The organism is Bacillus paramycoides (assembly GCF_038971285.1).
GTDB lineage: Bacteria > Bacillota > Bacilli > Bacillales > Bacillaceae_G > Bacillus_A.
Window position 1 is genome coordinate 3188387 of sequence record NZ_CP152427.1, and the last position, 11930, is coordinate 3200316.

At 34.6% G+C, this 11930-nt stretch carries 14 protein-coding genes, 1 pseudogene and 1 riboswitch; of the genes and pseudogenes, 2 read left to right on the forward strand and 13 right to left on the reverse strand.

The window, feature by feature from the left end; genetic code table 11:
• Positions 1–42 precede the first annotated feature (42 nt).
• From AAG068_RS16375 to alo, 4 genes are all read right to left on the reverse strand, one after another.
• Positions 43–471: a YvaD family protein gene (locus AAG068_RS16375; protein ID WP_342715005.1), complete on the reverse strand. Its 429-nt coding sequence runs from the start codon at positions 469–471 to the stop codon at positions 43–45.
• Positions 468–830, reverse strand: a complete 363-nt coding sequence (locus AAG068_RS16380; protein ID WP_342715006.1) for a DMT family transporter — start codon at positions 828–830, stop codon at positions 468–470. Before AAG068_RS16380 ends, AAG068_RS16375 begins: the two co-directional genes overlap by 4 nt.
• A 14-nt stretch (positions 831–844) precedes the next feature.
• Positions 845–1402 (reverse strand): TetR/AcrR family transcriptional regulator, encoded by a 558-nt coding sequence (locus AAG068_RS16385; protein WP_342715007.1) that lies wholly within the window; start codon positions 1400–1402, stop codon positions 845–847.
• 241 nt (positions 1403–1643) lie between these two features.
• Positions 1644–3182, reverse strand: coding sequence for an anthrolysin O/cereolysin O family cholesterol-dependent cytolysin Alo (gene alo, locus AAG068_RS16390; protein ID WP_342715008.1), 1539 nt, complete (start codon positions 3180–3182; stop codon positions 1644–1646).
• A gap of 407 nt (positions 3183–3589) precedes the next feature.
• Between alo and AAG068_RS16395 the strand changes: the two genes are divergently transcribed.
• Complete coding sequence (locus tag AAG068_RS16395) at positions 3590–4936, forward strand: short-chain fatty acid transporter (protein ID WP_342715009.1); 1347 nt, start codon at positions 3590–3592, stop codon at positions 4934–4936.
• A 40-nt stretch (positions 4937–4976) separates the two neighbouring features.
• Here the strand turns inward: AAG068_RS16395 and AAG068_RS16400 are convergent, their stop codons facing one another.
• The 4 genes and pseudogenes from AAG068_RS16400 to AAG068_RS16415 form a co-directional block, all read right to left on the reverse strand.
• Positions 4977–5330, reverse strand: a complete 354-nt coding sequence (locus AAG068_RS16400) for a group-specific protein (RefSeq protein ID WP_342715010.1) — start codon at positions 5328–5330, stop codon at positions 4977–4979.
• A gap of 10 nt (positions 5331–5340) precedes the next feature.
• Positions 5341–5508, reverse strand: a pseudogene (locus AAG068_RS16405) (NAD(P)H-dependent oxidoreductase); the annotation flags it as partial.
• A gap of 23 nt (positions 5509–5531) precedes the next feature.
• Positions 5532–5921 carry an SWIM zinc finger family protein gene (locus tag AAG068_RS16410; RefSeq protein WP_342715011.1) on the reverse strand — a complete coding sequence of 130 codons (390 nt, stop codon included), beginning with the start codon at positions 5919–5921 and terminating at the stop codon, positions 5532–5534.
• A gap of 253 nt (positions 5922–6174) precedes the next feature.
• Positions 6175–6432: a hypothetical protein gene (locus AAG068_RS16415; protein ID WP_000171478.1), complete on the reverse strand. Its 258-nt coding sequence runs from the start codon at positions 6430–6432 to the stop codon at positions 6175–6177.
• A 100-nt stretch (positions 6433–6532) separates the two neighbouring features.
• A riboswitch (SAM riboswitch) is annotated at positions 6533–6631 on the reverse strand.
• Between the two features lie 122 nt (positions 6632–6753).
• On the opposite strand from AAG068_RS16415, the gene AAG068_RS16420 reads away from it, so the two are divergent.
• Complete coding sequence (locus AAG068_RS16420) at positions 6754–6945, forward strand: hypothetical protein (protein WP_000544998.1); 192 nt, start codon at positions 6754–6756, stop codon at positions 6943–6945.
• A 32-nt stretch (positions 6946–6977) separates the two neighbouring features.
• Here AAG068_RS16420 and AAG068_RS16425 read toward each other — a convergent pair whose 3' ends face one another.
• The 5 genes from AAG068_RS16425 to AAG068_RS16445 form a co-directional block, all read right to left on the reverse strand.
• Positions 6978–7700, reverse strand: a complete 723-nt coding sequence (locus tag AAG068_RS16425) for a YwiC-like family protein (RefSeq protein WP_342715014.1) — start codon at positions 7698–7700, stop codon at positions 6978–6980.
• 184 nt (positions 7701–7884) lie between these two features.
• Entirely contained in the window at positions 7885–8586 is a 702-nt protein-coding gene (locus AAG068_RS16430; protein WP_306182465.1) for an ECF transporter S component, read from the reverse strand.
• Positions 8559–10220, reverse strand: coding sequence for an ABC transporter ATP-binding protein (locus AAG068_RS16435; RefSeq protein ID WP_342715015.1), 1662 nt, complete (start codon positions 10218–10220; stop codon positions 8559–8561). Before AAG068_RS16435 ends, AAG068_RS16430 begins: the two co-directional genes overlap by 28 nt.
• Positions 10193–11071, reverse strand: a complete 879-nt coding sequence (locus AAG068_RS16440; protein WP_342715016.1) for an energy-coupling factor transporter transmembrane component T — start codon at positions 11069–11071, stop codon at positions 10193–10195. Before AAG068_RS16440 ends, AAG068_RS16435 begins: the two co-directional genes overlap by 28 nt.
• Positions 11072–11093: 22 nt before the next feature.
• Positions 11094–11930 (reverse strand): DUF4430 domain-containing protein, encoded by an 837-nt coding sequence (locus AAG068_RS16445; protein ID WP_342715017.1) that lies wholly within the window; start codon positions 11928–11930, stop codon positions 11094–11096.

Sequence of the window (11930 nt, forward strand, 5' to 3'; positions counted from 1 at the left end):
TTTAGAAATTCGAATGTGCTTAAAGATCCTGTCTTTCTTATATTAAATGAACTCTTTTCTTTCTTTTCTTATATTCGTCTCATACCATCCACACTCCCTCCAAACACTTTTTAAAAAGAAGCATGGGTAAACTAATAAATGTAAATTAGGAATCCACCAAGAAATATCGAAATCTAAACGGATTGTCCAAAATGCTAGCGCTTGTAATCCTGAACAAAAAGTTAAAATTAATGATAAGAACGCAAAGTGGCTCCAAATATGTTTTTGTTTAGAATGTAAATACAAACTTAGAAATCCCGTTAACGAGATTAACAAATCCAAGGGTAAAAAAGACCAGTTCCATGCTACTAAAATAGGATCTTGGTAATCTTTAAACAAATATTCTTGCGGAATCATATGAAAAATTGTTATGAGCCAATATACAACAAACCCAAGATCAGTAATAAAGAAAAAATACTTTAATCGATTCAATGTATACGTTCCTCCACCATTTCTTTTTTCTTCGCTTCATGTGCCGTACTATTAAAATTTAAAATTACAACTCCAATTAAAATAAAGAGAATTGCTAGTATCTTAGTTACATTGATACTTTCTCCAAAATAAAAGAACGCAATTATTGTAATCGTTACAATTCCCATACCTGACCAAACCGCATAGGCAACAGACATTTCCATCCCCTTTAATGCGAATGACAGAAATACAAAACTTACTACATAAAATACAAAAATAAGTATGCTTGGTACAAGTTTTGTTAATCCATCAGATAGTTTCATCGCAGTCGTACCCGCTACTTCAAATAAAATTGCTAAGCATAAATAAATCCACTGCACTATTCTCCCACCTTTTACTCCGGATTAGAGATTCCATAGATCAACATGTCCATAATAGACTCAAGTATACTCCCTAATGTATAATCACTCTTTTCAATAAACATAGGATCATATATGCGATTCAGTGCTCCCAAATATACTTCAATAAAAAATGGAATTTGAATCTTTCTAATGCTTCCTTCCCTCATTCCCTCTTCTAATAAACCGATTACAGTAGACCATCCTTCACGTAAAAACTGATCTAATTTTAACCATTGATTATAATGATGTTTTTTTAATTCTACTAATAAACGTGCATCCATGAATTGAAATTGTTGTGGAATGCAAATTAAGATGAGTCTTATTTTTTCAACTGTTTGTAACGTATCATCTTCAGCTATATTTTTTTCCTTTTCTTGAATACTTTCTATTACATGACGAATAACTTCATCTACTATTTCATCTTTTGAAGAGAAGTGCTCATAAATTGTCCTCTTACTCACAGCTAATTGCTTTGCTAAGTCACTAATTGTAAATGTAAACCCCTTCGTTTGAATTTGATGACTTGTTTCTGTTACTATTCTTTGTTTCATAATCCGCCCCCTAAACCATTGGTACCAATTTAGTTTTTTTAGTACCATTTCATTCTACAATATTTAACACAAGATGCACAATGTTTATTTTGAATTTTCCGATTCAACAACTCAAAAAAGGTAAAATATGAGATCGATGAGGATCATACCTTCATATTCAACAATCAAATGAATGTATAGAAAATATCAGTCACTAAGCACTACTAAAAAGCGCCCTATAAACAGGGCGCTTCACTCCAACTTAATGACTAATAGTAGCAGTTGGATATAATGTTGTTCCTCCAATTGAAACCTTTATTTCATTTGTTAACGGAACGTTTTGTTCATTAATAATTGTTCTCCACCATTCCCATGCAAGACCTGTACATTCTCTTGCTACAATTTTTATATTTTTTGAATTTGGCGGAAGAGGGATAACTGTAGAGTAATGAGCCGTTTTGTCTTTGCCACTACCTTCCCATGTTTTATGTGTTAATACTTCTTTCCCATTTTGATCATATGTGAATTCATCCCAAGATACATCAAATTGAGCAACGTAAGCACCGTAATGATCAAGTGTCATTTTAGCACTTGAATATTCTGTAGTTGTCGTCTCGATATAATCTGTATTGTTATGAACAGCAGCAGTTGCATTATCTTTTAAGAAAGTGCTTGTATATGAAATTGGGTATGCTGGATTTTTAAAACTTAATTCAGCATTATCTTTAATGATGTTTCGGATTTCATTGAAATCTTTTGTAACAACCTTGTTATGCTCTTTCGCATCTCCGCCTAATACGACAGCAGTGAAGGTACTTTCTTCAAAAATATCTTTGTACTGTCCACTCGTTTCGACGCTGTTATTCTTAAGTAAAGCTTTAAAAGCAGCTTGTACTTCTTTACTCTTAGATGTGGTTTCTAATTTTACATAAACCGTTCTACCATAAGCTACATTTGAGACCATAACAGGTGGAGCTGAATTACTTACTCCTTTACGAGTTAGTTCATCAAAAGTAACACTATTATCAAATAGATCGGATGGATTGTTAGGTAGTTCAGCACTTACGGTATAGAATATTTGCTTATATGCCGCCACCATCACTTTTTTCTCTCCATTTGCCACCGCATTAAAATCAATGTTTAGACTGTTATCAAGATATTTCGCATTAACATTAAGAGCACTTGCGATTTGTGATTTACTATAAACCATAGATTCTGTATACTGCATTCTTGCAGGTAACGTATGTGTTGCAGAATACTTTTCATTCCAAGTAGATACTAAATCGTCTACTGCTCCAGCCACATTACCATATGTCGGATTTTGGACAGTGATTGTATTTTCTTTTCTCATGCCGGGTAAGTCTATACTAATATTTAAAGGCTTTCTCTTAGCCACTAATAAACTCGGTTGATTGTCTGCAAATGCTTTATTGGCAAGTTGTACAGCTCCTGGATACGTGCGATTCACTACAGAATCAATAATCGAAATATCGACTGGTGACGTTGTAAGTGATTTTTTCTCACGTTCCACTACTACAAATTTACCATTTGAATTGATACTTTCTTTCGGAACAAAACTCTCTACTTTATCACCATTTACAGCTAAAACCTCTTGATTATTATATTTAAGATTCGCGATACCAGTATCAATGCTACTAAAATTTTTAGTTATATCAGCTGCATTTCTGGCTTGTGTTTCTGCGAAAGAAATAGATGAATAATTAAGAGTACATAGACTAACTAATAAACATGTAACGAACTTTCTGCTTTTGGTATTTTTCTTAATGTTCAGAAAAATCACCCCATTCTTTTTTTAGTAAGATATAATAAGGATTAATACATGATAGCTAACTAATAAACTTACATAAACGCTTTTAAAAGTTCTTGAACTAAAGGAATTACTCCACCTAAAAATTTTAAAACTGCCATCGCGATTTCCATATAACTTCCTCCTCTTTGCTGTATTAAGATGTGTTGTATATTTATGCTTTCATTATAATAAGCTTTTACATTTGCATCAATTCATTTTTATATGCAATATTTCATATTGAGGAAAAGCAACTTTTTCTGTCAGGGTAATGGTGGTACTACTCTTCTTGACAATATTTCAATCCCTACAAAAATATCAGAATTTTCTAAATTCAAAAGGTTATGAACGAAACAACCTCGAATAATTGTAATAAACATACATAAGGAGGTTGATCTATTTTGTTTCGTTCTTTTACAAATGGTTGCGTCGCCTTAGTGCAACGTTTCTTGCCAGAACCGTTTATTTTATCATGTTTATTAACTGTTTTTGTTATCTTCTTCGGCATGTTTGCGACTCACCAAACGCCGGTCGAGATGATCACTCATTGGGGTGATGGTATTTGGGGACTTCTCGCCTTTTCTATGCAAATGGCACTTGTACTCGTGACAGGATCTGCTTTAGCAAACGCGCCTCTTATTAAAAAAGGATTAACGAAAGCTGCAAGATTACCGAAAACGAATGGACAAGGTATTATTGCCATTTCAATCGTTAGTTTACTAGGGGCATACATAAACTGGGGATTTGGTATTGTTGTATCTGTATTATATGCAAAAGAAGTAGCAAGGCAGTTGGAAGGATTAGATTATAGACTAGCCATTGCCTCTTCCTACTCTGGATTTCTCATTTGGCATGCGGGGCTTTCTGCTTCTATTCCTCTTACGTTAGCAACTGGCGGTGAAACGTTAATTAAAACGACAGCTGGAAGTATTAAAGAAGCGATTCCAATAACAGAAACGTTATTCTCACCATACGCACTTGTACCAGTTATTATTTTTCTTGTTACAATGCCTCTCATTAATAAAGCGATGCATCCAGATGAAAAACATACGATAACTGTAAATCCTAGCGTATTCCATGAAGAAGCTGCCGCTCAAGAAGTAGGAAACAATACGTTCGCTGAAAAAATGGAAAATAGCATCATTATTACACTTTGCGTTGGCTTGTTAGGTCTTATCTATATTTTCAATTACTTTTATACGAAAGGCTTTAACCTTACGCTAGATATCGTGATTTTTATGTTATTAATTGCTGGACTTATTTTCCACCGTACTCCGATTCAATATATTCGCGCTTTTTCAGATTCTACGAAAAGTGCTTCTGGTATTTTACTTCAATTTCCGTTTTATGCAGGAATTATGGGGATGATGATTGGAGCAAATAGTGAAGGACTTTCACTTGGAGGAGCTATTTCGAATTTCTTTATTAGCATTTCAAACGAAACGACTTTCCCGCTCTTTACTTTTTTAAGTGCTGGCATCGTTAATATTTTCGTTCCATCTGGTGGCGGTCAATGGGCCGTGCAAGCACCAATTATGATTCCTGCTGGCGCTGAACTTGGTGTACCTGCAGCAAAAACAGCAATGGCAATTGCGTGGGGCGATGCTTGGACAAATTTAATTCAACCTTTCTGGGCATTACCCGCATTAGCGATAGCTGGTTTAGGTGCTCGTGACATTATGGGATTTTGCGTTGTTAACTTACTATATGCAGGATTTATCATTAGTCTATGTTTCTTATTTATTTAAACGAAAAGCTAGTTTTATACTAGCTTTCTTACATAATAAATTATTTATTTCCCATGCAATTTATCACATTCTCCCACTCTATCTCCGTAAGATGTAATGCCTCAAATGCAAAAAAATCTCCACATACTTGTTCAATTAAATGTGGATTTTTCTTAAGGAAATTCCATTGTAACGCTTTAGGGAGAAAATACGCTTCATACTCTTTACTTCCTCTTACTAACTCATCCACTTCTCTTTCACAAATTCCTCTTATTAAATAATCATTTCTTAATTGAATCTGTATTTGTTGAAACGTTTCACTACATTTCTTCAATTGGATTAAGCAATTAATATATGTACGAAAAAGTTTATTATCATAATTACAACAATTTATAATACGTTTCATTTCATTCATAACGTACGAGCCTTTTCTTCTCTTCATTAAATACAAGGACGGGATCAAATTGTTCTTTATATAAATTAAGTACCGTAACTGAATGATCTGTTTCTTGTAACCCTTTTTGCACATGCTTTAAAATCGCTGCGTTAAAACTTGAAGGACTAGGATGAGCGTATACAATTAATACATTCACTACAAAACAACTCCCTCTATAAGTTAAAGTTTCCCCTTCTTTAACATCTGCTCTACAATTTGCATGTTTTTCGAACTTTGTAATAAACGATTTAATACGGTAAGTAACTCTTCCTTTTCTAAATCTTTCAGTTTCTCTTTCACTGTACTCTCACCAGCACCTTGAATATCATAAACAACTGCCGCCATATGCTTACAATAGTTTTCATATGGACATTCGCAGCTACTTTCTGTAAAGTCTTCAAGATCAATAATCACTTCATAGTTTCCTGCATTTCCAGTAACGAAAGCAAATATTTTCTTGCCTTGTATTTCAACATCATCTACATGTCCTTCTTCATAATATTCATACCCTTGATCCATAATGTACTTAGGAATCCATTTTGTTATATCATGTAATAAGTAAGCGTACATAATAGCACCTCTTCCTTTAATTCCCTTTTGACTTCCACAACCCCTGCATGTTATTCTAATAACTGTCAAATAGCAAGCCTATATGACAAAACGACTGACACCTATTCGGCGAAGGTGTCTCTTTTCATTTGCAGCCGATATGAATTGCCTCTTTCAGGCATATTCAATCTTTGACACTACACACTCAACACCATTCCCTGTATCAGGCTGCTTAAGCAGTCTTTTACTCTACATACTTCAAAAAAAAGAGAGCTTAGCTCCCTTTTCTCGCCTTATAAAATACCCCTTTTTCAGTATAGAGATATTCATCAGCTAATGTGATTTTCCCATCCAGTTTCAGTTCATCTAATAGTCTTGATAAATAAAATTGATGTAACATCTTTTTCGTGAATTTTCCTTCATGATGCGAAACGATATGTTCTTGAATATCTAACAATGATATTGGCTTATCTTGCTCTATCATATATTCATAAACTGTACTACGCAGTTTTACGTATTTTTCGAGTGTCACAGTACTTCGCAACCCCTTTCTTCTTAATATAAATTTTCGTAATCGGTTTTTTTGCAATAAAAAAACCTCTCCGATAAGAAGAAGTTACGTATATATCTTCGTCTTATCTCCCAGAACAAATTTGTTCTGCTGGAATTAGCACCTGCATCGCGGTTGCTGGGTTTCATCGGGCCAGTCCCTCCACCTCTCTGGATAAGAAAATATTCACTTAATTCTTACTATACGTAATTTCATTTTAATTGTCAAACAAATATAACAAATTATATTTTGCTTCTTACTGTTCATACTATACATATATGAACATGCAAGGAGGATTATGAAATGCACGAAAATGCTCGCGGATATGTACAAGATTCTTTTCAATCATTACAAGAAGCAAAACATTGTTTAGAAGCAGCACTACAAACTGTTGAAAAAGACTTTAATCGCGCACGTATTGAACAATCTCTTTATGCGATCGAACAAGCTATTCAACGCTGTGATTACACCGTTCACATTTTAGAACAAGATTGAAAAAACTTCCCATCATAAGGTGGGAAGTTTTTTCAAATGGCATACTTCATAATTATTGCCGTTATGATTAAAAAATATACAGAATTAGCAATTTCTAAAACCCCTACTTTTATAATAGAAATCTTTTTACCGTACAACATAATTGCTCGAATGACACTCGGTATAAAAATAAGGGAGCACCAGGGATTAATAGCAAATACAATGATTGTTAATAGAATATGATAACCCCATGATATAAGGCGATACTTCGGATTATTTTTCTCGCGTATCATCGTTTTCACATAAAACGTACTTCCTAAAAAATATAAAAATGAAATAAGCGCAATAAATAATGCTGTTTTATCTATAAGTTTCATTGAAAAATAATAACTAACTAAACCACCAATACAGAAAACAATAATTGCACTGATGTCATTTAGTAATGCTCTTTCATTTTTTTGACGAGCGTAATACATATTTACTATAAATAATGGGATCATGAATACTACGAATAAAAGAATGCGCCATTCATATAATAGAGAAATCATCCCAAATATAAATGCGATGATAAAATATACAATTGCAGCATGTAAATACTTTTTTTTTCGTCTTTGCTTTATGTACGTAAGAAATGGATACGTAGCTAAATAGATAAAGAACCAAGCTAAAAACAACGGAACATGATACATAGTAGGTTTCCCAAGTATGACACTTAATAGAAATGGTATAACGAGCATAGCCCATGCACCGTGTTGCTTCGGAATAACTAACTTCATTAACTATACACCTCCTCTTCGAAAACATTTCTCACCTACTATTATACAAATAATCTTATATAATAACGGAAGTATATTGGATCAATTTTTTGACAATAAAAAATGCTCCTTACAATATGTAAGAAGCATGAAAGAGGCAAACGAATATGTAAGTCGCGACCCTACCTTATATGAGTATGCTTTTCTATGCCATGTTATGCTTATCTAATATGCCATATTTCTTTTTGAATCTCGTAAGAATCGTAATCCAAGACGTACTAAATAATAGTAAGAAAATAACATTTGAAATCGCATGGCTCAAATCGAAATAAAAACTTGCGATATAATACGAAATAACAGCTTCCCACGTTGCCTCACGTATAAACCCGAGAAGCCCCCATAAGTTCATAATCCAGCCAAATAAAAATCCAACAAACAATCCGTATAGAAGTCTTCCCCATAGCTTTTTCATTAAAAATGTATTACGTAATAATCCAGCTATAAAACCAATCATGCCCCAAGAAAACATTTGCCACGGCGTCCACGGACCTTGTCCTAAAAAAATGTTAGATACGATGGCCGCTGTTGCCCCGATCATAAAACCAGTTTCACTCCCAAACACAATCGCAGAAACGATAATGACAAAAGAAGTCGGCTGTACACTTGGTAAAAGAGAAAATGGTACGCGGCTAACTGCTGCAATTGCTGCTAACACAGCAACGAGAACAATTTCACGTGAAACAAACGCCTTTCTTTCAAAACGAATATAGAACGGTAACATAATAACAACTAATAAAAACAAACTACTTAACATGTAATAACCGTCCATGATAAGTGTCGTAAAGAGTAATGTGCCTATTATTACTGCAAAAATACATATTATGAATGCAACATATCGTTTGGACACGCTTCGTACACATCCTCCCACGTTAATGCATATGGCAACTCTTTTCGAATGAATCGATTAATAGATGTTGTATAAAAGAAGTTACCACTAAAAAATTCTTTCGGTGCATCATTCATAATAACTGCTCCGTCAAATAACATCATACATTGATCAACGTATTTCGCTGCAAACTCAATATCATGCGTTGCCATTACAATTGTTGTACCTTCTTTTTGCAACTTCCTAAATAGCTCTCCTACTCGTTCTTTCTTCCATGGATCTAATCCCTTTGTCGGTTCATCAAGTAATAATAAAGTCGGCTTTGATAATAACGTTGTACATAACGCGAGTAATTGTTGTTCTCCCCCGCTACAATCATGCGGGTGGCGTTCTTTAAGCGAATATAACCAAAATTGTTTTAGCACATCTTCTGCTATTTCTTTTCCTCGTTCTCCGTATAATTCACGTGCACGTTCATACACCTCATCCCACACTGTATCAAATGTAAAATGATAATATGGATGCTGCGATACATACCCAATACTTTTAAATCGTTCTTTCGAATCAATTTTATGTATCACTTTCCCATTCCACTTTACTTTCCCTCTTCTCGCTTTTTGCAATCCAGCTAAAAGCGTTAACAGTGTAGACTTACCTGTACCATTTTTCCCAACGAGAGCTGCCCATTTTCCTTTTTCAATCGATACAGTTAAATCTCGTAAAATAAGTGGACTATTTTTTTCATATTGGAACGAAATATGCTCTGCACTTAAAATAACTTCGTGCTTTTCACTTTGTGCTATTGGCTCATTCACATATGATATCTCTGAAAAATTATTCAGTTTCATTTGCGCTTCTCGCACTGTAAAGGGAATATCTTTTGCATTCCACTCTAAAAACAATCTTGGAATTTGCGGAATAAATGGACGGAATTTTTCTACTTCCCACATGTTCGCGATAACCGTTTTAGGATTTCCATCATACACGATTTGACCATTATTCATACAAATAACGCGCGTAGCAAGTGGGATCACTTCATCTAAACGATGTTCACTTAACACAATCGTAATGCCAAGTTCTTCGTTAATACGTTTTAACAATCCTAAAAACTCTTTCGCAGCAATGGGATCTAACTGCGCCGTCGGTTCATCTAATAATAATAATTTCGGCTGCATAACTAATACCGCAGCTAAATTGACAAGCTGCTTTTGCCCGCCAGATAACGTATGAACAGATTGGTGCAATAAATCTTGAAATCCTAAGAAGCTAATAAGCTCTGCTATTCGTTTTTGAATAATATGTGATGGTAATCCGATATTTTCTAAAGAAAATGCTAATTCTTGAATGACCGTATCCATTACGAGCTGATTTTCTGGATTTTGAAATACCATGCCAATTTCTTGTGCAGATAATAAATCAGGTACTTCCTCTAATAAAACATCATCATAAAAAATTTCTCCTGAGCGTGTACCAATTGGAAGTAATTCCTTTTTAAAATGTTTTAATAAAGTCGTCTTCCCGGATCCTGATCCGCCGGCAAGTGTAATAAACTCTCCTTTTTGAATAGAAAGAGAAATATGCTGTAACGCATATTCGTTTTCATCAGCATATACAAATGATAAATTGTTTATTTCTGCATGCGCCACCATATCCATTCCCTTCCTTCCATTATAATTGGTAGACTAATAAACATCATAAATACACCAAACATCACTCCATCGTATTGCTGAAATAGAATAGATTCGACTTTCGGATATATGATTAACTTTCCTCCGCCATACGTACTACATATAATAGCAATTATAAATAGAATCGTTAAATAACTGAGTGTGTACCAGTCGCGTCTTTCCATTCTATACCGAATATATGTCGTACGCTTCGTTACACCAAACCCACGCGCTTGCATAGAATCAGCTGTTTGCAATGCATCTTCTAACGAACAAATTAATAATACTTGCAGCAACTGCATACCATTTTTCACCCGTTCCACTATGGAACCTGCATCTACTTGTACACCTTTTGTCTTTTGGACGAGTGTTATTTTCTGTAATCGCCTCATAAATAAAGGAACAAACCTCACTGTAATCATCGTTAACAATGCTACTTTCGGTGAAATTCTAGAAAACAAATATAAAAATTTATGACTTGAAATAATATCATTATACGAAGCAAACGTAAACATAATCGCAACTAGTAATAATCCCATTACTACTCCAAACATAATCGCCTCAAGCTTAATGCGGCTATCACCTAACCAAAATAACGTAGTTCGACCTCTATGTGTTAATAACGAATTAAATAAAATGACCATAAAAAAGAAAACAATTGTGCTCGGTAACATCTTTCTTATCTTTTCGCTATTCCCTTGCATCACATTAATTATAACGATTAATAGTATTGCCCCAATTAAAAAAAGAGGATGAAGACACATCATACATAGTATCATCACCCCGATATAATAGAAAAAATTCACAAAAGGATGTAAAGAAGCAAAACTTATTTTCATAGTCCTTTACCGAATGCCTTTCTTATTTTAATACATACACCCACTCAATTGTATCTCCTGGTTTAACTGTTACTACACCTGCACTATGGTTTGGAAACGCACCGTTCACACGATATTTCCATCCACTAGTATCTGTAATATCTTTTTCATATAAATCATTAATACCTTTTACATAAATATCACCTTTAGAGCCCATTGCATCCACATCTAAACCTGTACGTTGCAATACTTTATAAACAGTATCGCCTTCTTGTACATCCATTTTTCTCGCACCTAATAAGTACCCTTTATCACCTTTTACTGAGATCGTGACTTGTTTTGGTTTTGGTATTACTGGATCTGGCACTGGCGGTACTGGATCTGGTACCGGTGTGGGTGGCGTTGGTACAGTTACTTGTTTCTCTTTATTCGGATCAACCTTCTGCTCCTGCTTCGGTGTTTCTTTCGGCTGATTCACAACCTTAGCTTCTTCTTTTACTTCTGGTGCTTTCGGTTGTTGCTGCTGTTGTTTCTCTTCTTGTGCTTTTTGTTGTTCTGGTTGCTTAGTAGCGACAGGCTGTTCCTGAGGTTTTTCTTCTTTCTTTACTTCCGGTTGTGCCTGTGGCTTTTCTTCTTTCGGCTTCTCTTCTACTTTTTGTTCTTGTTTCTCTTTCTGTTCGTCTTGCTTATTTTTCTCTTGTTCAGCTTGTTTTTCCTCCGGCTTTTCTTCCGGTGTCGCTTCATCTTTTTTCTCTTCTTGTTTTGCTACCTCTTCTTGCTTTGGTTCTACTTTCTTCTCAGGCTTTACAGCTGCCTCTTCACATCCGGCAAGTAGCCCAAGTGAAAGCATTAAAGAAATAAACCACTTCATCTTACTCAT

Coding starts and splice junctions, on each gene's coding strand:
- AAG068_RS16385 (WP_342715007.1), bottom strand. CDS start 1,402: ATGAAACAAAGAATAGTAACAGAAACAAGTCATCAAATTCAAACGAAG.
- AAG068_RS16440 (WP_342715016.1), bottom strand. CDS start 11,071: ATGAAAATAAGTTTTGCTTCTTTACATCCTTTTGTGAATTTTTTCTAT.
- AAG068_RS16410 (WP_342715011.1), bottom strand. CDS start 5,921: ATGTACGCTTACTTATTACATGATATAACAAAATGGATTCCTAAGTAC.
- AAG068_RS16425 (WP_342715014.1), bottom strand. CDS start 7,700: ATGAAGTTAGTTATTCCGAAGCAACACGGTGCATGGGCTATGCTCGTT.
- AAG068_RS16445 (WP_342715017.1), bottom strand. CDS start 11,930: ATGAGTAAGATGAAGTGGTTTATTTCTTTAATGCTTTCACTTGGGCTA.
- AAG068_RS16420 (WP_000544998.1), top strand. CDS start 6,754: ATGCACGAAAATGCTCGCGGATATGTACAAGATTCTTTTCAATCATTA.
- AAG068_RS16435 (WP_342715015.1), bottom strand. CDS start 10,220: ATGGATATGGTGGCGCATGCAGAAATAAACAATTTATCATTTGTATAT.
- AAG068_RS16400 (WP_342715010.1), bottom strand. CDS start 5,330: ATGAATGAAATGAAACGTATTATAAATTGTTGTAATTATGATAATAAA.